Below are 18,941 nucleotides of genomic sequence, written 5' to 3' on the forward strand. Positions count from 1 at the left end.
GTTCAACCTGTCTGTCATAGGGTGCGCCCGATTGACGATCAAGCTGTATGACACACGAGAATTGGAGACCCCGATGAACGACGAAACCGACTGGTACGGACCGGATGCTGCAACGTTCGGAGACAGACTGGCCGGGGCGCGCGAAGCAGCGGGGATGACGCAGGCACAATTGGCGCGTCGTCTGGGTGTCAAGAAGGCGACGATCGCGGCGTGGGAGAACGACCTGTCCGAACCGCGCGCCAATCGCTTGTCGATGATGGCGGGCATGATCAACGTCTCGATCATGTGGCTGCTGACCGGTGAAGGCGAAGGCATGGAGGCCCCGGTAGAAGAGGGCGAGGCCAGTCTGGAACTGGCGGGCGCGGTCGCCGAATTGCGTGCCATTCGCGGCGAGATGAGGGCCAGCGCAGAGCGCGCCGCCCGCTTGGAAAAGAAATTGCGTTTGATGCTGGAGCAGGACAAGAATGACTGAAACACGCGAGGTCCGGATCAAACGCCTGCAGATGCGTTCCATGCGGCGGGGGATCAAAGAGATGGATCTGATCCTGTCGGCTTATGCAGAACGCAACCTGAACACGATGGATGCGGCCGGGCTGGACTTGTATGACGCGCTTCTGAAGGAAAACGATCAGGACCTGTATCAATGGGTCACTGGGCAGATGAATACGCCTGATCCTTTTGCTGAACTGATCTCGGATATCGCGCAAACATTTCAAAAATAAAGAAAATCAGACTTAACCGATTTTTCGGAAATTCAGGTCATCGTGTCTGCAACGACACGGCTGAATCGGAGGGTCGGATGAGTATGGAAATGCAGGTCTCTGCGTCGGGGGCCAAAGGTTTCATGACCAGCTATCTTGAGGCGCTCGCGCTGGTCGAGCGTCTGCATCGTCTGTTGCTGGATGTCATCAAGGATGAGTTCGAACGGGTGGGCGTGCTGGAAATCAACGCGGTTCAGGCGCTTTTGCTGTTTAACATCGGCGACCATGAGGTGACCGCAGGCGAGTTGAAAAGCCGCGGCTACTATCAGGGCAGCAATGTAAGCTACAACCTCAAGAAGCTTGTCGAGATGGGGTATATGCACCACCAACGCTGCGAGATTGACCGGCGCTCGGTCCGGGTCCGTCTGACACCTCAAGGCCGCGAGATTCGTGATATCGTGTCCGAGTTGTTCCTGCGCCATGCCGAAGGGTTGCAGAACCGCGGCGTTCTGGGGGCGGAAGGGATCGAGGATATCACCACTTCGCTGCGTCGGGTCGAACGCTACTGGACGGACCAGATTCGTTATATCTACTGATCAGAGGCTTGGGATAGGATGATCCCCTGCAGCTCTCGGATCAGTTTGCGGGTCATGGCGTCCTCATAGGCCTCAAAACCCAGTGCGACCTCGACAAACGCATCAGCGCCAAAGATGACCCAAGCGTTGTAATAGGCTGACAGCTCTCCAATCTGGACATCCCGTTGGTCGCCGTAGTTGGAGTCGTCGACACCGATCACCAAACCGTTGATGGTGATGTCGGTATCCTGCAATAGCGCTTTGGCGGCACGTGGATGGAGGCCGAGATTGTGTTTCCCATCTCCGGACAAATCCAGAGTGCGCTTCCAACACTCCGGTTGTTGGTTCAAAAGGTCCGCGCCAAACAGCATCGCATCGCCAACGGCTGTGCCTTGCGGGGCGGCGCTGCGGGTCACGTCTCCCAGTCTCGCCGCGATCCTGCCTAGATCAGATTCGGTGCGGATTTCGGTCCATTTTACAAGCACGCGCTGATGGTCGGGTTCGCTCCATTCGAACACCGCAAGGCGAACGGGAAATGCGGGATTTGCCAATATGATCTTGCGGATTTCAGGGCGCCGCAGTGCAGCGACCAAACCGTCGATCTGCAACCTGTACTCGTGAACGTCGACAGAGCCAGACACATCCAGCCCAAGCGCCAGAGCTTGACGGCATTGCGCCGAAACGGATCCTGCTAAAAGGCAAACAACAAGCGCGAGCAACCGTGTCATCTATGGCCTGTTTCTTGCAGAGATCCCAATTGCAGGCCGCTCAATTCTCGTTCCAGCTTGCGGCGCATGGCACGCTCAAAGTCTTCAAACCCCTGTGCGATTTCAAGAAAAGCACCCGGTCCGTGCAGGACGTTTTCCTGGAAGAATGGAACCAGAAACAACTCACCCTCGAAATCGGCGGCATTAATCACCAACCCGTTCACCGTGACGGCGTCGAAGGGAAAATGCTTGTAGGCGATTTTGGGGCCATAACCATCATTGTTCGCCCCGTCTCCGGACAGATCAATGGTTTGAAACAGGCAATCCGGACCATCCTTTAGCATGGTGGCCCCGTATGCCAGCGCGTGCCCCATGGCGGTGGCAGACCCAGAATCTGACCGCTCGGACTGGCTGATCCGGGTTGCCGCGGCCAGCAGGTCGCCTTCGTTTTCGATCAACTTCCAGGGCAAGACAACGTGCTGGGTGGATCGGCCGCTCCATTCATAAACTGCCAGCGCAACAGGAGCGGGAGACGAGAAAAAAGCGGCCTGAACCTCGGGCGCGAGCATCGCGGCGGCAAGGCCCTGACGTTGCAGCGCATCCTCGGCCTGATCTACGGAGACCGAGATATCCAGCGCCAGCAAAAGGGCCAACCGGCAGTCTTCGGCCTGCGCGGGGCTGGCCAACGCGGCCAACCCCAGTGCTGTCAGAGTGCGGATCACCAGTGCCCGGTACTCTCCATGCTGCTCCATGGCTCGGCGGGCTCCAGTGCGTCACCGTTCTGCAGCAGCTCGACCGAGATGTTGTCGGGCGAGCGAATGAACGCCATCCGCCCGTCGCGAGGCGGGCGGTTGATCACGACGCCATTGTCCTGCAGGTGCTGGCAGGTCTCGTAGATGTTGTCGACGCCATAGGCGAGATGACCGAAATGGCGGCTGTCACTCGGCAGCGCATCGTCACCGTCCCAGTTATAGGTCAGCTCGAGCGGGCGATCCTCCTGCCCGGGAGGGGCCATGAAGATCAGCGTGAACCGGCCTTGTTCACTTTCGTGGCGGCGCGTTTCCTTCAGGCCCAGCAGCTCGTAGAACGCCATTGATTTCTCAAGATCCTTCACGCGGACCATGGTGTGCAAATATCTCAGCCCCATCTTGGCCTTCCTCCTTTTCTTCGCTTGGTGCGCAGCTTAGCGCGGTTGCGCGAGGTGTCGAGAGGGGCCGGGAACACGATTTCGAACTTCGCGGCGCTTACGGCAGATATCGCGGTTCCAGTGGTGGAGTTGACGATATATAGTGGGCATCGACTCATTCTTGGAAAGGATAATTTCATGCCTCTGTCTGCCGACCAACTGGCCGAGATCGAAGCGCAGCGCGCGCAATCGCATCCAACTCGCCGCGTTGTTGCACCGGGCATGGAAGACCATCTGTACACGGCTCATCAGGTGTTGGACCACGGTTTTGTCCGGGTCATCGACTATATGGGCGACGATGCAGCCATTTGTCAGGCGGCGCGCGTGTCCTACGGCAAGGGCACCAAATCCGTGCAAAATGATGAGGGCCTGATCCGCTATCTGATGCGTCACTGGCATTCGACCCCGTTTGAGATGTGCGAGATCAAGCTGCACGTAAAACTGCCGGTTTTCGTCGCGCGCCAGTGGATTCGCCACCGGACCGCCAATGTGAACGAATACTCGGCGCGCTACTCAATCCTTGACCGTGAGTTCTATATTCCTTCCCCCGACAACGTGGCCGCGCAGTCCGAGGTCAACAATCAAGGACGCGGGTCCGCCTTGGAAGGGGAAGAGGCCGCGCGCGTGCTGGAAATCCTAAAGGCCGACAGCGCCCGCTGTTATGACAATTATGAGGCGATGATCAATCAGGACGGGCAACAAGGTTTGGCGCGCGAACTGGCGCGGATGAACCTGCCTGCAAACATCTATACGCAGTGGTATTGGAAGGTGGACCTGCACAATCTGTTCCACTTCCTGCGTCTGCGCGCTGACCCGCATGCCCAATACGAGATCCGGGTTTATGCCGATATGATGTGCAAGATCGTCGCCGATTGGGTGCCGTTCGCCTACAGAGCGTTCGAGGACTACCGATTGGGTGCCGTTAACCTCTCGGCCCAAATGGTCGACAGCCTGCGCCGGATGTTGGCAGGTGAGACAGTGACACAGGAAAACTCGGGCATGACGGCGCGGGAATGGCGTGAGTTCGAGGACGTAATCCGCAAGGATTGAGGCTCAGAAGCATATCTTTTGTATATACGTTTTGTCATGAAGCTGTTACATTGGCTTCATGACTTATCTGTTTCGCCTGATCCCATTGTGTCTTGTGCTGGCGTCACCGACGCAGGCCAAATCGCCCATAGCCGAAATCCTGTGTGAAGCGACCCCTCGGCTGCAAGAGAAACTGACCCACCAATTCGGCGCCGAGCGCGTCGCGACCGGCATTCGCGGGCCCGAACAGATCATGGAGGTCTGGAGCAGCGACCGCGGCGACTGGACCATGGTCGTTACCTACGCAACAGGAACGTCCTGCATCGTGGCAATGGGCGAGGACTGGCATGCCCGCACCAACGAAAAATCGACACGTGGGTAACGCCGATTGCTAGGGAATATTTGGCTGACGGCCTGAAATTGGCCGTCAGCCTTGATTGGAAACACCCCACATCTGGCGGGGTGGAGGTTACAACGGCTTCAAATCAGCTGCCATCTGGCGGCCGTCACGCCCGTCCTGCAACTCGTACGAGACTTTCTGATTGTCTGCGAGTCCGGTGAGGCCGGATCGTTCTACGGCCGAGATATGAACAAACACATCTTTGCCCCCCTCATCAGGGGCAATAAACCCATAGCCTTTGGTAGTGTTAAACCATTTCACGGTGCCGGTTGGCATGTCCCGTGTCTCCTTCTACTTGCGCATTGTCCCACAAATTGGTGGGGGCTGTGTCGACGTCATGGCGTATCGGGCTGATTTCTGGGTCAGATACAGTCCGAAACGCACGTTTCGTCTTTTTCAACATTGCACGGTGAAGTAAAAAATCAAGAAATACCGCTGGGAACCAACCAGTTTGCATAAAAAAGTTACAAATGCAGGAGCAGCCCAAAAATGCGCCTTTATGGTTTGAAAAACTGCGATACGTGCCGTAAGGCGCTGAAATCGCTACCAGAAGCGACTCTCGTGGATGTAAGGGCGGACGGAGTTCCGGCTGAGACCCTTTCGCAAGCTTTTGCCACGTTCGGCGAGGCTTTGCTCAATACACGGTCAACAACCTGGCGTGGATTGGACGATACCGAGCGCGCGCGACCGCCGCTGGAGTTGCTGGCCGATCACCCGACGCTGATTAAGCGCCCTCTTATCGAAAAGGACGGAGAGTTGTTTCTGGGCTGGACCGCTGAAACACGGGCCTCTCTTGGTGTTGCGTAGCCGCGTACCTATCTGCTGATACGAACTGTAAAGGAAGATACATGCGGAACGCTGCCATGATTTTGGGCGTCATCGCCGGTTTGATCGGTATGATTGTCGGGTTTTTTGGATATGGCTATGTCGAAGCCATCAAGCATTTTGGCGATATCGAAGGGATTGCCGAGCAGGTGGATAACCCTGACTTGATCCAGGCGACCTCGATCCTTGCGCCTTTGTTGGCGATTGCGGGCGGGGCCATGGCCCATGCGCGGGCGTTGATTGCAGGGATTTTGTTGTTGGCCTCGGCTGCTGGGATGTACTACGCGTTCGGTTTCGGCGTCTTCACCATGTTCCCGATTGCCTTTGCCGCGGTAGCCGGGGTGCTCGGGCTCGCCGCGGGAAAACCGGACGAACCCAAGGCTCATTTCTGAGTTATTTCAGGCGCAGGATGCGATCCAGGGACAGCGGGCCTGCGCCATTGATCACCATCACCAGAAACAGGAAGGTCCACATGGTGCGCTGATCGACCAGATCGGGCGCCGCATTGAACAGGCTACCCAGCTTCACGCCATGGCCGGTCACGTCGACAATAGTCTGGACCCAGACAAACCCGATCATTGCGACCGCCGCCAGACGCGTGAACAGACCAACCAGCAGCAGCGCGGGCAGGACGAACTCGGCCACGGTGCCAAGGAAGATCACGATCCGCTGGAAGAACGTCATTTGCGTTACGTCCCAAAGCACGGCTTCGGCGGCTTTCGGAAAGATTTGCCCAAACGCACCACTGGATGGCGAGAAGATCGACCCATCAATCTTCAGCATCGCCGAGTTCCAGTAGTAGACGAGCAATACAGTAATAAACACGAGCCGGGCGAGGGTAGGCGTCAGCCAACCGGACGCATGGTCCACCTTTCCCAAAACGGAGTTGTGGATTGAGATGAGCGCAGTCATGACTCCAGCCTTTCGATAGTCACAGAGGTTATTGCACCGCCTTGCAAAAGCAGTGCCAGAGTGGTTCCAAGATCAAAGTCGGGCGTGTCAGCGGCGGTTTTTTCAAACGCGCTGCCGATGGTCTCGCCCGCTTGCATATGTGCGATCCAGTCTGCGCCGCCTTTGGGCAGCAGATGCGGCGCGGGATCATATTCGGGGCGGGTGACCAGAACGTCCTCAGCCTGAGGGACCGGTTTCGGCGAGTCAGCTTCCGAATTGAAACGCCAGATCGCGTGGATCGGCCAATCCGACCGGATCACCCGCATCGATGGGGCAAAACTCAGCCGCGCGCGCATCACGTCTTCGGGGGGAACCGCCAGCGCATCGGCGGGCGCAGGCGTGCTGTCTGCCGCGTGGTAAGAGTGGCGCAGGGCGAGTTCCAGCCGCGCCATATCGGCAAGGTAGCCCAGATGGGACAGCTGGGGCATTCCGGCAACAAAGGCTGGAAACTCCTCACCATAGAACATCATCAAGGGGGATGTAGGCGGGTGCTGGCGCAGGAAGATGCCGGAAAGGCCGTCCATGTTCTGCGGCCCCAGCAGCTTGGTGATCACGGGAAAGGCCTGCTGCATAGCCTCGGTCAGTGAGACAGCGACATTGTTGCGATAGACGCTGAACCTCCGGCCGGCGGGTTGGTTTTCGGAATCCAGCAACCCCTCCGGGACTGGGGCAGAGGCGTCCAGAAGCGCGGCGCGGAACTGAGTTTGCGACACGCTCATGCCGGGATCCGCTCCAGAGCCGCCTGGGCGCGCACGGCCTCGTCCCGCAGGACCGGCCAGTCAGGAACATCCGTGTCCCACTCGACCAAGACCGGCTTGGGCCCCGACCGATCCAGAACATAGTCTAAAAGCGCCCAGACCGGATCAACGACCTCGCGCCCATGGCTGTCGATCAGCAGCGGTTTGCCGTGGTCGTCTTCGTCTTCATCGTGACCGCCGAGGTGAATCTCACCAACCTTTTCAAGCGGGTAGGCATCGATATAGCCCTGGGGCGAGAAGTCCAGATTGGTGGCCGAGACAAAGACGTTATTCACGTCCAGCAACAGCCCGCATCCGGTTCGGTTCGAAACTTCGCGCAGGAAATCGGGCTCGGACCAGGTGCTTTCCTCAAATGCCAGATAGCTGGAGGGGTTTTCGAGCAGCATTTGCCGTCCAACCACCTCTTGTACCTGGTCGATATGATCGCAGATGCGGGTCAAAGTGGCATCGGTATAGGGCAGGGGCAGAAGGTCGTTCAGGAAGTGGCTGTCATGAGTCGACCAGGCCAAATGCTCAGAGAAGCTGGCAGGATTCAGCCAGCCGACCAGATGTTTCAATCGCGCCAGATGGTTGGCATCCAGGGGGCCTTCGCCGCCGATGGACAGGCCAACACCGTGGACCGAGATTGGGAATTGTTCTGACAGATGGCGCAGTTGCGCCAGCGGGCGGCCACCATCGCCCATGTAGTTCTCGGCATGGATTTCCAACCATGCGACGGGCTGCGCGTGTTCAAGGATCTGTGCAAAGTGCTGCGGTTTATACCCAACACCCGGCGCTGCGGGCAGTCGGTTCGACCTGAGTGCGTCGTCCAGCATGAGGCAGTTCCCTATGATCACGTGAAAAGGGGCGGGCGAATTGGCCCGCCCCTTGGATCTCGTATGGCAGATATTATGCCGGCAGGTCGCGGTTCAGCTCTTCCAGCGAACCTTTGCGCGGGGTGCCGTCTGCCTGTGCAGGCAGTTCGATATCGGCGCAGGTGCCTGCATCAACCAGAGTCCAGGCGTTGCCCTGATAGTCAACGGTCGAGGTGCCCGCGCATGTGGTGCCGGGGCCTGCGGCGCAATCGTTCTGACCGGCCAGCGAAACGCCATAGCATTTCTCTTTCGCTTGTGCGGAGGCGGTGGTTGCTGCGCCCGAAACGGCGGCTGCGACTGCTGTTGCGATAACCAGGGATTTGGCTGTGTTCGACATCTCGGTAATCCTTTTGATGACTGCGTATGTCTGCTTGTGACAATGACAAAGGTAGCGACTAGTGAGCCACAGTTAAATTCACGAGGCCGTGTCTCACAAGCGCGTCAGGCATTGTCATGCCCTCTTGCAGGTTAACAAATTGTTTTTGAATTGAAAAATGGAAAATGTTTCAATCCGGCCCCGATTTCAGGGCCGGATGAGGGGTCAGAAACTGACTTATGTTACAGCAGGTCCGGAGGAGTGGCTGCCTTGGACAGCTCATTTGTTACAGTCTCAAGAGATTGAACCTGCGTTTGTTTTTCGCCCAGTCGGCGGACACTTACAGTGCGCTCATCCACCTCGCGGTGACCCACGGCCAGAATGACCGGAACCTTGCCGACCGAGTGCTCGCGGACCTTGTAGTTGATCTTTTCGTTGCGGATATCCGCCTCGGCCCGGACACCAGCGGAGCGGAGCGTTTCAACAACCTCGGCCACATAGTCATCCGCATCCGAGGTGATCGAGGCCACAACGACCTGCCGCGGCGCCAGCCAGAACGGCAACTTGCCCGCGTGTTCTTCGATCAGAATGCCGATGAACCGTTCGAACGACCCAAGGCAGGCCCTGTGCAGCATGTAGGGGCGATGCTTGGACCCGTCAGCGCCGATGAAATTCGCATCCAGACGCTCGGGCAGGTTAGGGTCGACCTGAAGCGTGCCGCATTGCCAATTCCGGCCGATGGCATCTGTCAGAGTGAACTCCAGCTTCGGACCGTAGAATGCGCCCTCGCCTTCCAAGACCTCGTACTCATACCCAGCGGCCTTGCAGGCATCGCCCAAAGCTTTCTCGACGAAATCCCAGCTTTCATCGCTGCCGATCCGCTTTTCCGGGCGGGTGGACAGTTTGATGGTCCAGTCGTGGAAGCCAAGGTCGGCGTAGACCTTCGACAGGAAAGCAATGAACTTTGCGGTCTCGGATTCGATCTGATCCTCGGCGCAGAAGATGTGACCGTCGTCCTGAGTAAAGCCGCGCACCCGCATGATCCCGTGCAGCGCGCCCGAGGGCTCATACCGCGCGCAGGAGCCGAACTCTGCCATGCGCAGCGGCAGATCACGATAGGATTTCAGGCCCTGATTGAACACCTGCACGTGGCAAGGGCAGTTCATTGGCTTCAGCGCGTTGATCGCCTTTTCGCGGGCATGCTCTTCGTCGACTTCGACGATGAACATGTTCTCCTGGTACTTGTCCCAGTGACCCGAGGCTTCCCAAAGTTTGCGGTCGACGACCTGTGGGGTGTTGACCTCGACATAGCCGTCACGGTCCTGCATCCGGCGCATGTAGTCCTGCAGGGTGGTGTAGATTTTCCAGCCGTTGGGATGCCAGAACACCTGACCCGGAGCCTCTTCCTGCATGTGATACAGGTTCATCTCGCGGCCCAGCTTGCGGTGGTCGCGCTTGGCGGCCTCCTCCAGCATGTTCAGGTGCGCTTTGAGCTTTTCCTTGCCCGTGAACGCTACGCCATAGATGCGCTGCAACATCGCGCGGTCGCTGTCGCCACGCCAATAGGCGCCCGCAATGCTCATCAGCTTGAAGGCGTCGCCCGGCAGTTGACCGGTGTGCTGCAGGTGCGGGCCGCGGCACAGATCCTGCCAGTGGCCGTGCCAGTACATGCGCAGTGGCTCATCACCCGGAATGGCTTCGATCAGCTCGACCTTATAGGGCTCATTGTTGGCCTTGTAGAATTCGATCGCGCGGTCGCGATCCCAGACCTCGGTGGTGACGGGGTCGCGCTTGTTGATGATCTCTTTCATCTTTTTCTCGATGAGGCCGAGATCTTCGGGCGTGAATGGCTCTTCGCGGTCAAAGTCATAGTACCAGCCGTTTTCGATAACGGGGCCGATGGTGACTTTGGTCGCGGGCCAGATTTCCTGCACGGCGCGGGCCATGACATGCGCCAGATCGTGGCGGATCAGCTCATTGGCCTGATCTTCATCCTTCATGGTGTGGATGGCGATTTGGGCATCTGCTTCGATGGGCCATTGCAAATCCCAATGCTTGCCGTCGACCGTGGCCGATATCGCCCTTTTCGCCAGCGAAGTTGAGATGTCGGCAGCCACCTGCGCAGGCGTTATGCCTGCGTCATAGGAACGTGCATTGCCATCGGGAAAAGTGAGAGAGACGGACTTTGAATCCAGGGCCATATCGGCTCTCCTCGTCGGTTCGGCGCCCACTGAACGCCCGGTTGCGGGTTATTTGCGTCTGGCTGCTTTGGCAGGTGGTTGTACTTGTGTCAAGTGGCTGGAGCGAGGGGCCAGCCCCTCGCGCTCCCCGAGGTATTTTTAGCCAGATGAAGGAGGATCACGGAATTGCACTTGGGCGGGGGGCGTGCATGATGTCAGGAAAGCAAAGAGGGCTTCATGGCAGCAACAGATTTTTTGGAAACGGCGCAGGGGCGGCGGTTGGCGTATCACAAGAGCGAAGGGGCCGGTCCGACCATTGTTTTTCTGGGCGGTTTGAAATCGGATATGGAGGGCACCAAGGCCGTTCATCTTGAGGCTTGGTCGAAGGCACGGGGGCAGGCGTTCTTGCGGTTTGACTATTCCGGGCATGGAGAAAGCTCTGAGGCGTTCACAGACGGCTGCATTGGAGATTGGCACGAAGACACGCTGGCAGCGGTGGGTGCCTTGACCGAGGGGCCTTTGGTGGTCGTTGGGTCCTCGATGGGTGGTTGGCAGGCGCTGCTGCTGGCAAAGGCGTTGCCGGAGCGAATTGTGGGCATGGTGACCATCGCGGCAGCCCCGGATTTTACCGAGGACGGCTATTGGGCGTCCTTTTCAGATGCGCAGAAGGTAGCGCTGGAGGAGGTTGGGCATGTAGAATTGCCCTCGGATTATATGGAGCCTTACATCATCACCAAACGTATGATCGAGGATGGTCGGCAACGCCTGGTTCTGCGGAACGCGTTGGATCTGCCGTTTCCCGTTCGTTTTTTGCAGGGGACGGCTGATACGGCGGTGTCGACTGAAACAGCCGTTCGCCTGCTAGAGCACGCGACCGGACCGGATATGCGATTGTTGCTGGTCAAGGATGCGGATCATCGGTTCTCGGACGGGCCATGCCTTGGCTTGATCGAAAAAGCCGTTCTCGACGTTTTGGGGAATGAATGATGCGCTGGTTTGGGTGGGCTCTTGGCCGGGTTTTGCTGGTTCTGATCGTTGTCGGAGGCCTGATTTATTGGTTTGGGCCGAGGGAAGAAGTGAACCTGAACCCGGATTTCGACCCCCGCAAGTTTGGCGAAGGCGTTCAGGTCTATTTTGAAAGCACGGAATCGGCCTTTGACGATATCGTCCCCGGTGTCGAAAAGCGTGTGATCTGGCAGGACGGGTTCAAAGAGCGGCGGACGCCCTATTCGGTGCTGTATGTCCATGGCTTCTCGGCCAGTTCAGAAGAGATCCGTCCCGTGCCTGATATGGTCGCTGACGCTCTGGGGGCCAATCTGGTATATGCACGCTTGCAAGGACATGGGCGCAGTGGGGCCGCGATGGGCGATGCGACCGCCTCTGGCTGGATGCAGGACATGGCCGAGGGGCTGGCGGCGGCCAAGGCCGTTGGGGAAAAGGTCGTGGTCATTTCGACATCGACCGGCGGCACGCTGGCGGCGGCGGCGGCTTTGAACCCGGCACTCAGCGAAGATGTCGCGGCAATGGTGTTTGTGTCGCCGAATTTCGGAGTGAATTCGACAGGGGCGTTCATACCCGGTCTGCCGTGGGCGCGGGATTGGTTGCCATTGTTGATGGGGCCGGAACGAGATGTATCCGGGCCAGATCCAGAAAAGAACAAGTACTGGACGGCCGTTTATCCGTGGGAGGCTGTGGTGCCGATGACAGTTCTGGTCGAAACGGTCTACGGTCTTGATTTCTCGCAAGCTTTGGTGCCAGCGCTGTTCTGGTTCTCGGATGATGATCAGGTCGTGCGCCCGGACAAGACCCACAAGGTGGCCGAGGCCTGGGGTGCGCCAGCAACGGTTGAGCTTGTCACGATGGGGCCTGAAGATGATCCGATGTCGCATGTGATTGCCGGTCGCCTGATGTCTCCGGACCAGACAGAGCCGACGGTGAATGGGATATTGGCGTGGTTGAAAACGCAGGGGATCGAATGACCCCTCCTTCAAGAGCATAGAGATGCGCAAGCCGGGCAGCATGTGGAGCCTTGAGACGCTGGGTCGTGTGCGTCTGTCCCGGCATTTCTTCATGCGCGATTTCCTGTACTCCGAGATCGGGAATTTCCACCAAAAGCAGAACCTGCCTGAGAACCCGGATCTGGCCATCGAAACCGGAAGCGTCTTTTGCCAAACCTTGCTAGACCCGCTGGAGGAGACCTTTGGCCGGGTCGCAGTGCGCTCGGGCTATCGGTCACCGTCCTTGAATGCCTTTGGCAACGAAAACCGGCTGAACTGCGCGCGCAATGACAATCCGTTGGAGTGCCATGTCTGGGACTGGGGGCAGGGTGAGGCGCGAGTCGCTGGCGCGTCTGTCGTGATCCCCTGGTTTGCGGATCGCTACGCGCAGGGGCGGGACTGGCGCGATCTGGCGTGGTGGATGCATGATCATCTTGACTACTCCGAGATCTGGTTTTTCCCGAAACTCTGCGCGTTCAATCTGGTTTGGCGCCCCAGGCCTCAGCGTCGGATCGACAGTTACATCGCGCCCAAAGGCTGCCTTTTGCGACCGGGTGCCGAGCCAGCCGAAACCCTTGCTGCCCGTCAGAAACGCTATGCTGATTTCCCGCAGTTCCGTGGAATCGCCTATCCTTAAAGATTCACTTGCTGGGCTGATCCAAACCTTCCATCCTGATGAGAAGGAACGACTCGGATAACCGAGCAGAAGGAGGCCCCACGTGATTGAGCCGCTGGTGTTGTTGCCGGGTTTGATGTGCGATGCTCGGCTGTTTCATCCCCAAATTGATGCGTTTTCGCGCCGCCGCGCCGTGGTCGTCTCGGCGATCAGCCGGGGGGAACGGATCGAAGAGATCGCTTCGGATCTTCTGGATCAGCTGCCTCATCGGTTCGCGCTGGCTGGGCATGGGCTGGGCGGCGTGGTGGCGTTGGACCTTATTCGCCGCGCCCCGGATCGGGTGTCGCGCCTGTGCCTGATCTCGACCGATGCGCAGGCCGACACACCGCAGATCGCGGCCGCACGGGAGGATCTGATCATCGGCGCGCAGGCCGGTCGGCTTGAAGAGGTGATGCGGCAGGTTGTGGGGTCGGACACTCTGGCGCCGGGAACGCAGCGCATCCCTGTGTTGAATGACCTACTGGCGATGGCGCTGGATTTAGGCCCGGAGGTGTTTGTGACCCAGATGCGTGCGCTACAGAGGCGCGCGGATCAGCAGGGCACGCTGCGCCGGATCAAAGCGCCCAGCCTGATCCTGTGTGGAAAGCATGACCGGCTGACGCCCGAGCGCAAGCATGCCTTTATGGCGGACATGATCCCAAATGCGGTGATGCACACAATTGATGCGGCCGGATATCTGCCAACTCTGGAAGCGCCCGAGCAGGTGATCGACCTGATGCAGGCGTGGCTGGATGAACCCTTGCGCATGGCCTAGGGGTAAAGCGCTGCGCGTTCCTCTTTGCTGATCACCGTCGGTGTCACGACGGGTTCAAAACTCTCAGGATCAAAGAACGGCGTGTTTTTCCACCCACCGGATAGTCTTGATTTGATCACGCGACGTAGCAACCCAATTGCCGCCGGAGACAGATTTTCGTGCTTTTGCTTGCCATTGGGCCGAGGCACGAACCCACGAGTCGCAATCGGGCCAAGCCGCGCGTGATCGGCGATACGCAAAGCGATGAACCCCGCAAAAGGAAATCTGGCGGTGCGTGGCGTGGTTGCCAAGGGTGCATTGCAGCATTTGGCATACCATCGCAGCATGCCCTTCGGGCTCAGAGACATCGCCGCCAAATGTTCGGCGCCGCTGTCAATCGTGACCTCGTCGGGGGCGATTTGAAACACCTCAACCGGTCCGGGGGCCGGGTCGGGTTGGCCGAAGTAAAGCTGGGCCGCACGGCAGTCGCGGCAAAAACACTCGGCATGGGTCCCCAGACGCGCACCATCGGATGTGATGCGGCCTGTCAGTGTCCCGCAGGCGCACGAAAAGGTGAGGTCAGACTCTGACGCCAAAGCCCTTACGCGACTTTGTTGCTGTTGGCCGCCCGACGACGAGGTTTGCGGCTGTTCTCGTTCATGAAGTCGATGACCAGCGGGCGGATATTGTCGCGCCAGCTGCGGCCAGCGAAGATGCCGTAGTGCCCCGCACCGGGTTCCACATGACTGGCTTTCTTGCTATCAGGCAGGCCGGTACACAGATCAAGCGCGGCGATACACTGCCCAGGCGCTGAAATGTCGTCATTCGCGCCTTCCACGGTTTTCACAGCCACGTCGGTGATCTTGCCCATATCCACCTTGTGCCCGGCGACGACAAATTCGTTCCGCCCAATCTCGCGGTTTTTGAAAATGCGTTCGACCGTGGAGAGGTAAAACTCGGCCGGCATATCCATGACAGCGAGATATTCATCGTAGAAGCGGTTGTGGGCGTCATGGTCCGAAGCTTCCCCCCGCATCACGCGCTGTATCTGATCCGTGAAGGCTGTGGAGTGGCGTTCGGCATTCATCGACATGAACGAAGCCAGCTGCAACAGGCCGGGATAAACCATCCGACCCACGCCTTTGTATTTGAAACCAACGCGCTGGATCATGGTCTCTTCCAACTGGCCCATCGTCACGCGACGGCCAAAGTCGGTCACGTCGGTCGGGGTGGCATCGGGATCGACCGGGCCACCAATCAGTGTCAGGGTGCTGGGCTGGGCCTTTGGTTCGACCTCGGCCAGATAGGCGGTCGCGGCCAGTGTCAGCGGTGCGGGCTGGCACACGGCGACCACATGGGTGTCCGGGCCAAGCTCTTTCATAAAATCGACAAGGTAGAGGGTGTAATCCTCGACATCGAACTTGCCAGCGGACACGGGGATATCGCGCGCGTTATGCCAATCGGTGATGTAAACTTCGCAATTGACCAGCAGGCTTTTGACGGTCGAACGCAGCAATGTCGCGTAGTGACCGGACATTGGAGCCACCAAAAGCACCTTGCGAGGTTGCGTTTCGCGCCCGTTTACCTTGAAATGGAGAAGGTCCCCAAAGGGACGCTCCAGAACCGAGGTGACTTCGACCAGATGATCTTTGCCATCTTCACACGTGAAAGTCCGGATGCCCCAATCGGGTTTCGCGACCATGCGTTGAAAGGTGCGCTCGGTCACTTCACCCCAAGCGGCCATCCAACTGAACGCCGGGTTGGGAACCATCGAAAACAGCGGGTAGGAGGCCATCGCATTTGCCGTCGAACCAAGCCATTGGTTCGTATTGCGCATGGTTTCCATCAGATCGTAGGTCATCATGTAGCGCATCGAAGGATCCTCCGGAGTATCAACCTAAGAGTTCGGACCATTCGTCGCTTTGTCGACCAACGTCCGCGACGTTATTCTGCATAGCAGCGAGAGTAGGGGTGAATTGTTAAAATGACAACAAGTGAAGACAATACGGGCCAAGTTACCGAAGAACATATTGAACGCATTAAAGAAAATATGGAGAAGGTTGAGGCTCTCTCCAAGCGCCTGATCGAAGTCATGGCTTCGAAGAAGTCTCATGTCCCCGCGTTGGACGGCCCGAATCAAGAGCTTTATGCACGTGCGGCAACGGCCTATTGGGCCGACGCATTGCAGAATCCCGCCAAACTGCTGGAACAGCAGATCGAATATTGGGGCAAGTCCGTTCTGAACTTTGCCGAGGCGCAGCAGGCACTGACCACAGGCGCAGTGGATGAAGACAAACCCAAATCCAAGGACAAACGCTTTTCCAACCCGCTTTGGGACACCAACCCCTATTTTCGCTTGATCCGCCAGCAGTACCAGACCAATGCCGAAGCGATCGCACAAGCAGTGTCAGCAGTTGAGGACCTTGAAGAGAAGGACAAGCAGCGCCTTCAGTATTTCTCGCAGCAGATCATCGACCTGATGGCTCCCACCAATTTTCTGGCAACCAACCCTGATGCCTTGGAGAAAGCTGTCGAAACCGAGGGGCAATCCCTGATCCAAGGGCTTGAGAACCTCGTCTCGGACCTAGAGGCCAATGATGGTGAGCTTGTGGTCAAGCTTGCCGATGACAGTGCATTCGAGGTTGGGGTCAATATCGCGACCAGCCCTGGCGATGTCGTGTATCGCAACCGTATGATGGAGCTGATCCAATACAAACCGGCAACCGAGACGGTGCATGAAACCCCCATCGTCCTGTTCCCGCCGTGGATCAACAAATTCTACATTCTCGACCTCAAAACCCAGAACAGCCTGATCAAATGGGTGACCGAGCAGGGATACACGCTGTTTGTCGTCAGCTGGATAAATCCCGATTCCACCTACGCCGATGTGGGGATGGAGGACTATATTCAGGACGGGTTCCTGACTGCGATCGAGACGGTCAAGAAGATCTGCAAAGTAAAACAGGTCAACGCCGTCGGGTATTGCATTGCGGGCACCACGCTCAGCCTGACGCTGTCATTGCTGAAACAGCGCGGGGACAAGTCGGTCAAATCGGCGACCTTCTTTACGGCTCTGACCGATTTTGGCGATCAGGGAGAATTCACGCCGTTTTTGCAAAACGACTTTGTGGATGGGATCGAGGATCAGGTCGCCAAGGATGGCCTTCTGCGCGCATGGATTCTTGGGCGCACCATGTCATTCCTGCGTTCGCGCGACCTGATCTACACGCCAGCGATCCGCAGCTATATGATGGGAGAGACCCCTCCAGCTTTTGACCTGCTGTATTGGAACGGCGACGGCTCGAACCTGCCGGGCAAGATGGCGGTGCAGTATCTGCGCGGCCTGTGCCAGCACAACGAATTCGTGGGCGACGGCTTCGCGATGCTGGGCCACAAGCTGCATGTCAGGGATGTGGACGTCCCCCTGATGGCTATCACCTGCGAGACGGACCATATCGCCCGCTGGAAAGACTGCTATCGCGGTGTTCAGCAGATGGGGTCCAAGTCCAAGACTTTTGTTGTGTCAGAGTCCGGTCACATTGCAGGGATCGTGAACCCGCCCAGCAAGAAGAAATACGGACACTACACCAACCCTGATCTGAAGTTGGATGCAGAGGCCTGGTTGAAAGACGCTGACTTTCACGAAGGATCATGGTGGCCGATGTGGGGCGCTTGGCTGAAGAAACGGTCTGGCAAGCAGGTTCCGGCGCGCGAAACGGGTGATTCGGAGCATCCGAGCCTGTGTCCGGCGCCTGGCAGCTATGTTTTGCTCAAGGCAAATCGCTGATTTCAAAATGAAACTTGAATTTTTCTGCGTTGCAGCAAGAAAAGACTTGAAATGCTGCGATGCAGAAATCATATTGTCCTCAAGCCGATGGAAACCGGGGTGGGCCCGGTTCGGTGAAAAGGATTAGGACAATGGCAAAGACCCAAGACTTCACCGCGATCATGAAAGACGTCATGGGCGCGTTTCCGGTAGACACCACCGCAATGGAAGGTGCCTTCAAATCGACCGCAGCGTTGAACGAAAAGCTGTCGGGCGTTGCTCTGGACGCGGCTGAGAAATCGGCTGAAATCTCGAACAAATGGACCAAGGACACCCTGGCCAAGCTGACCGAGATGTCGAAAGCAAAGGCCGAGCCTGCTGACTACGCAAAAGCCGCAACCGACTTCGCAAGCGCGTCGGCTGAAGTTGCTGCTGAAAACCTGGCTGCATTCGCGGAAATCGCGAAAAAAGTTCAGTCGGAAACTGTTGAGCTGCTGATGGCCGCTGGTAAAGACGCTGCTGAAGAAGCAACCGCAGCTGTCAAGAAAGCGACTTCTGAGGTGACGACTGCTGCCAAGAAAGCTGCAGCTGCCAAGTAAGAACGTCCGCGACGGGCATCTTATCCTCCCTATAGGTGCCATCGCGTTGGGCAGGTCGATTGACCTGCCCTTTCTTTTTGTGCTGCAGTCGCATAACCTCTGCTGCAACGCATCATCCTTGGGGAGGGTACAAGGTGTCGGACAAAGAAAAACCGCTGTTGATCAAGCGCTATGCCAGCCGTCGGCTGTATAACACCGAGACCAGCGATTACGTGACGCTCGAAGATATTGCGGGGTTCATCCGCGATGGGCGCGAAGTTCAGATCATTGATCTGAAAACGGGCGATGACCTGACCCGCCAGTACCTTTTGCAAATCATTGCCGAACACGAAAGCCGGGGCGAGAACGTCCTGCCGGTCAATGTTCTGAACGATCTGGTGCGTAGCTACATGGTGCCGGGTGGGGGCATGATGCCGCAATTCCTGCAAAGCTCATTCGACATGCTGCGCGAAAGCCAAAGCAAGATGATGGAGAACATGAACGCCATGAACCCGATGTCTCAGATGCCGGGGTTTGAGGCGATGCAGGCGCAGCAACAGGCTTTTCTCAAAGCGATGACTGGCGGGTTGTCCGGCAACTGGTCAGGCCCCGACAAAGAGGACGAGTCCGAACCGAAAGAGGATCTGGACGACATCAAAAAGCAATTGGCCGAGTTGCAGCAGAAGCTTTCGAAATTGAACTAGAGGCA

The 18,941-nt window shown here is 57.8% G+C and carries 25 protein-coding genes; 14 read left to right on the top strand and 11 right to left on the bottom strand.

The annotated features are described in order from the left end of the window. The first annotated feature begins 73 nt into the window (after positions 1–73). The 3 genes from ACR0IP_RS00445 (at position 74) to ACR0IP_RS00455 (ending at position 1,297) form a co-directional block, all read left to right on the top strand. Positions 74–472, top strand: coding sequence for a helix-turn-helix transcriptional regulator (locus ACR0IP_RS00445; protein ID WP_170374367.1), 399 nt, complete (start codon positions 74–76; stop codon positions 470–472). Beyond that, a complete protein-coding gene (locus ACR0IP_RS00450; protein ID WP_170374134.1) occupies positions 465–722 on the top strand; it encodes a succinate dehydrogenase assembly factor 2 in 258 nt (85 codons plus the stop codon). The genes ACR0IP_RS00445 and ACR0IP_RS00450 overlap by 8 nt, the downstream gene beginning before the upstream one ends. A gap of 77 nt (positions 723–799) precedes the next feature. Next, positions 800–1,297 (top strand): MarR family winged helix-turn-helix transcriptional regulator, encoded by a 498-nt coding sequence (locus tag ACR0IP_RS00455; protein ID WP_170374133.1) that lies wholly within the window; start codon positions 800–802, stop codon positions 1,295–1,297. Here ACR0IP_RS00455 and ACR0IP_RS00460 read toward each other — a convergent pair. Genes ACR0IP_RS00460 through ACR0IP_RS00470 form a run of 3 tightly spaced genes read right to left on the bottom strand, consistent with a single transcriptional unit; the run spans position 1,291 to position 3,130 of the window. After that, positions 1,291–2,004, bottom strand: a complete 714-nt coding sequence (locus tag ACR0IP_RS00460; protein WP_480523192.1) for a DUF1194 domain-containing protein — start codon at positions 2,002–2,004, stop codon at positions 1,291–1,293. The two genes, ACR0IP_RS00455 and ACR0IP_RS00460, sit on opposite strands and share 7 nt — an antisense overlap. Continuing rightward, entirely contained in the window at positions 2,001–2,735 is a 735-nt protein-coding gene (locus ACR0IP_RS00465) for a DUF1194 domain-containing protein (RefSeq protein WP_170688920.1), read from the bottom strand. Before ACR0IP_RS00465 ends, ACR0IP_RS00460 begins: the two co-directional genes overlap by 4 nt. Continuing rightward, positions 2,702–3,130 (bottom strand): VOC family protein, encoded by a 429-nt coding sequence (locus ACR0IP_RS00470; protein ID WP_170374130.1) that lies wholly within the window; start codon positions 3,128–3,130, stop codon positions 2,702–2,704. Before ACR0IP_RS00470 ends, ACR0IP_RS00465 begins: the two co-directional genes overlap by 34 nt. A 177-nt stretch (positions 3,131–3,307) precedes the next feature. Here ACR0IP_RS00470 and thyX point away from each other — a divergent pair, with 177 nt between their 5' ends. Next, positions 3,308–4,219 carry an FAD-dependent thymidylate synthase gene (gene thyX / locus ACR0IP_RS00475; RefSeq protein ID WP_480523194.1) on the top strand — a complete coding sequence of 304 codons (912 nt, stop codon included), beginning with the start codon at positions 3,308–3,310 and terminating at the stop codon, positions 4,217–4,219. Between the two features lie 58 nt (positions 4,220–4,277). Beyond that, on the top strand, positions 4,278–4,580 hold the full coding sequence (locus ACR0IP_RS00480; RefSeq protein ID WP_170374128.1) for a hypothetical protein: 303 nt from the start codon (positions 4,278–4,280) through the stop codon (positions 4,578–4,580). 87 nt (positions 4,581–4,667) lie between these two features. Here ACR0IP_RS00480 and ACR0IP_RS00485 read toward each other — a convergent pair whose 3' ends face one another. Beyond that, a complete protein-coding gene (locus tag ACR0IP_RS00485) occupies positions 4,668–4,874 on the bottom strand; it encodes a cold-shock protein (protein ID WP_008758035.1) in 207 nt (68 codons plus the stop codon). A 213-nt stretch (positions 4,875–5,087) separates the two neighbouring features. Here ACR0IP_RS00485 and ACR0IP_RS00490 point away from each other — a divergent pair, with 213 nt between their 5' ends. Together ACR0IP_RS00490 and ACR0IP_RS00495 are read left to right on the top strand one after the other, a co-directional pair. Further along, positions 5,088–5,405, top strand: a complete 318-nt coding sequence (locus ACR0IP_RS00490; RefSeq protein WP_170374127.1) for an ArsC/Spx/MgsR family protein — start codon at positions 5,088–5,090, stop codon at positions 5,403–5,405. 41 nt (positions 5,406–5,446) lie between these two features. Then, positions 5,447–5,815, top strand: a complete 369-nt coding sequence (locus tag ACR0IP_RS00495; protein WP_170374126.1) for a hypothetical protein — start codon at positions 5,447–5,449, stop codon at positions 5,813–5,815. Between the two features lies 1 nt (position 5,816). Here ACR0IP_RS00495 and ACR0IP_RS00500 read toward each other — a convergent pair whose 3' ends face one another. The 5 genes from ACR0IP_RS00500 to thrS form a co-directional block, all read right to left on the bottom strand. After that, positions 5,817–6,335, bottom strand: a complete 519-nt coding sequence (locus ACR0IP_RS00500) for a DoxX family protein (RefSeq protein WP_480523197.1) — start codon at positions 6,333–6,335, stop codon at positions 5,817–5,819. Further along, positions 6,332–7,093, bottom strand: coding sequence for an HvfC/BufC family peptide modification chaperone (locus ACR0IP_RS00505; RefSeq protein WP_170374124.1), 762 nt, complete (start codon positions 7,091–7,093; stop codon positions 6,332–6,334). The genes ACR0IP_RS00500 and ACR0IP_RS00505 overlap by 4 nt, the downstream gene beginning before the upstream one ends. After that, complete coding sequence (gene bufB / locus ACR0IP_RS00510; RefSeq protein ID WP_170374123.1) at positions 7,090–7,947, bottom strand: MNIO family bufferin maturase; 858 nt, start codon at positions 7,945–7,947, stop codon at positions 7,090–7,092. Before bufB ends, ACR0IP_RS00505 begins: the two co-directional genes overlap by 4 nt. A 73-nt stretch (positions 7,948–8,020) precedes the next feature. Then, positions 8,021–8,323, bottom strand: coding sequence for a BufA1 family periplasmic bufferin-type metallophore (locus ACR0IP_RS00515; RefSeq protein ID WP_170374122.1), 303 nt, complete (start codon positions 8,321–8,323; stop codon positions 8,021–8,023). A gap of 221 nt (positions 8,324–8,544) precedes the next feature. Continuing rightward, positions 8,545–10,503 (bottom strand): threonine--tRNA ligase, encoded by a 1,959-nt coding sequence (gene thrS, locus ACR0IP_RS00520; RefSeq protein ID WP_170374121.1) that lies wholly within the window; start codon positions 10,501–10,503, stop codon positions 8,545–8,547. 216 nt (positions 10,504–10,719) lie between these two features. Here thrS and ACR0IP_RS00525 point away from each other — a divergent pair, with 216 nt between their 5' ends. The 4 genes from ACR0IP_RS00525 (at position 10,720) to ACR0IP_RS00540 (ending at position 13,909) form a co-directional block, all read left to right on the top strand. Continuing rightward, the gene (locus ACR0IP_RS00525) at positions 10,720–11,469 is read left to right on the top strand and encodes an alpha/beta fold hydrolase (RefSeq protein ID WP_480523200.1); all 750 of its coding nucleotides are present in this window, start codon (positions 10,720–10,722) and stop codon (positions 11,467–11,469) included. Beyond that, entirely contained in the window at positions 11,466–12,461 is a 996-nt protein-coding gene (locus tag ACR0IP_RS00530; protein WP_480523201.1) for an alpha/beta hydrolase, read from the top strand. The genes ACR0IP_RS00525 and ACR0IP_RS00530 overlap by 4 nt, the downstream gene beginning before the upstream one ends. 40 nt (positions 12,462–12,501) lie before the next feature. Next, positions 12,502–13,116, top strand: coding sequence for a hypothetical protein (locus ACR0IP_RS00535; protein WP_480523846.1), 615 nt, complete (start codon positions 12,502–12,504; stop codon positions 13,114–13,116). An 82-nt stretch (positions 13,117–13,198) separates the two neighbouring features. After that, positions 13,199–13,909 (top strand): alpha/beta fold hydrolase, encoded by a 711-nt coding sequence (locus tag ACR0IP_RS00540; RefSeq protein WP_170688913.1) that lies wholly within the window; start codon positions 13,199–13,201, stop codon positions 13,907–13,909. On the opposite strand, the gene ACR0IP_RS00545 is transcribed toward ACR0IP_RS00540, so the two are convergent. Together ACR0IP_RS00545 and phaZ are read right to left on the bottom strand one after the other, a co-directional pair. After that, positions 13,906–14,484: a DUF6151 family protein gene (locus tag ACR0IP_RS00545; protein WP_480523203.1), complete on the bottom strand. Its 579-nt coding sequence runs from the start codon at positions 14,482–14,484 to the stop codon at positions 13,906–13,908. The two genes, ACR0IP_RS00540 and ACR0IP_RS00545, sit on opposite strands and share 4 nt — an antisense overlap. A 5-nt stretch (positions 14,485–14,489) precedes the next feature. Then, positions 14,490–15,761: a polyhydroxyalkanoate depolymerase gene (phaZ, locus tag ACR0IP_RS00550; protein WP_170374116.1), complete on the bottom strand. Its 1,272-nt coding sequence runs from the start codon at positions 15,759–15,761 to the stop codon at positions 14,490–14,492. A 111-nt stretch (positions 15,762–15,872) separates the two neighbouring features. Between phaZ and ACR0IP_RS00555 the strand changes: the two genes are divergently transcribed. The 3 genes from ACR0IP_RS00555 (at position 15,873) to phaR (ending at position 18,936) form a co-directional block, all read left to right on the top strand. After that, a complete protein-coding gene (locus ACR0IP_RS00555) occupies positions 15,873–17,675 on the top strand; it encodes a PHA/PHB synthase family protein (protein WP_480523205.1) in 1,803 nt (600 codons plus the stop codon). Positions 17,676–17,806: 131 nt separating this feature from the next. Further along, positions 17,807–18,253, top strand: coding sequence for a phasin family protein (locus ACR0IP_RS00560; RefSeq protein WP_170374114.1), 447 nt, complete (start codon positions 17,807–17,809; stop codon positions 18,251–18,253). Between the two features lie 134 nt (positions 18,254–18,387). Then, positions 18,388–18,936 carry a polyhydroxyalkanoate synthesis repressor PhaR gene (phaR, locus tag ACR0IP_RS00565; RefSeq protein WP_170552879.1) on the top strand — a complete coding sequence of 183 codons (549 nt, stop codon included), beginning with the start codon at positions 18,388–18,390 and terminating at the stop codon, positions 18,934–18,936. Positions 18,937–18,941 lie beyond the last annotated feature (5 nt).

This window comes from Ruegeria sp. AL11, from assembly GCF_056540865.1.

Coding starts and splice junctions, on each gene's coding strand:
- thyX (WP_480523194.1), top strand. CDS start 3,308: ATGCCTCTGTCTGCCGACCAACTGGCCGAGATCGAAGCGCAGCGCGCG.
- ACR0IP_RS00455 (WP_170374133.1), top strand. CDS start 800: ATGAGTATGGAAATGCAGGTCTCTGCGTCGGGGGCCAAAGGTTTCATG.
- ACR0IP_RS00555 (WP_480523205.1), top strand. CDS start 15,873: ATGACAACAAGTGAAGACAATACGGGCCAAGTTACCGAAGAACATATT.
- ACR0IP_RS00445 (WP_170374367.1), top strand. CDS start 74: ATGAACGACGAAACCGACTGGTACGGACCGGATGCTGCAACGTTCGGA.
- ACR0IP_RS00490 (WP_170374127.1), top strand. CDS start 5,088: ATGCGCCTTTATGGTTTGAAAAACTGCGATACGTGCCGTAAGGCGCTG.
- ACR0IP_RS00500 (WP_480523197.1), bottom strand. CDS start 6,335: ATGACTGCGCTCATCTCAATCCACAACTCCGTTTTGGGAAAGGTGGAC.
- ACR0IP_RS00515 (WP_170374122.1), bottom strand. CDS start 8,323: ATGTCGAACACAGCCAAATCCCTGGTTATCGCAACAGCAGTCGCAGCC.
- ACR0IP_RS00530 (WP_480523201.1), top strand. CDS start 11,466: ATGATGCGCTGGTTTGGGTGGGCTCTTGGCCGGGTTTTGCTGGTTCTG.
- ACR0IP_RS00460 (WP_480523192.1), bottom strand. CDS start 2,004: ATGACACGGTTGCTCGCGCTTGTTGTTTGCCTTTTAGCAGGATCCGTT.
- ACR0IP_RS00465 (WP_170688920.1), bottom strand. CDS start 2,735: ATGGAGCAGCATGGAGAGTACCGGGCACTGGTGATCCGCACTCTGACA.
- ACR0IP_RS00535 (WP_480523846.1), top strand. CDS start 12,502: ATGTGGAGCCTTGAGACGCTGGGTCGTGTGCGTCTGTCCCGGCATTTC.
- ACR0IP_RS00495 (WP_170374126.1), top strand. CDS start 5,447: ATGCGGAACGCTGCCATGATTTTGGGCGTCATCGCCGGTTTGATCGGT.
- bufB (WP_170374123.1), bottom strand. CDS start 7,947: ATGCTGGACGACGCACTCAGGTCGAACCGACTGCCCGCAGCGCCGGGT.
- ACR0IP_RS00480 (WP_170374128.1), top strand. CDS start 4,278: ATGACTTATCTGTTTCGCCTGATCCCATTGTGTCTTGTGCTGGCGTCA.
- thrS (WP_170374121.1), bottom strand. CDS start 10,503: ATGGCCCTGGATTCAAAGTCCGTCTCTCTCACTTTTCCCGATGGCAAT.
- phaZ (WP_170374116.1), bottom strand. CDS start 15,761: ATGCGCTACATGATGACCTACGATCTGATGGAAACCATGCGCAATACG.
- ACR0IP_RS00560 (WP_170374114.1), top strand. CDS start 17,807: ATGGCAAAGACCCAAGACTTCACCGCGATCATGAAAGACGTCATGGGC.
- ACR0IP_RS00505 (WP_170374124.1), bottom strand. CDS start 7,093: ATGAGCGTGTCGCAAACTCAGTTCCGCGCCGCGCTTCTGGACGCCTCT.
- ACR0IP_RS00485 (WP_008758035.1), bottom strand. CDS start 4,874: ATGCCAACCGGCACCGTGAAATGGTTTAACACTACCAAAGGCTATGGG.
- ACR0IP_RS00525 (WP_480523200.1), top strand. CDS start 10,720: ATGGCAGCAACAGATTTTTTGGAAACGGCGCAGGGGCGGCGGTTGGCG.
- ACR0IP_RS00450 (WP_170374134.1), top strand. CDS start 465: ATGACTGAAACACGCGAGGTCCGGATCAAACGCCTGCAGATGCGTTCC.
- ACR0IP_RS00470 (WP_170374130.1), bottom strand. CDS start 3,130: ATGGGGCTGAGATATTTGCACACCATGGTCCGCGTGAAGGATCTTGAG.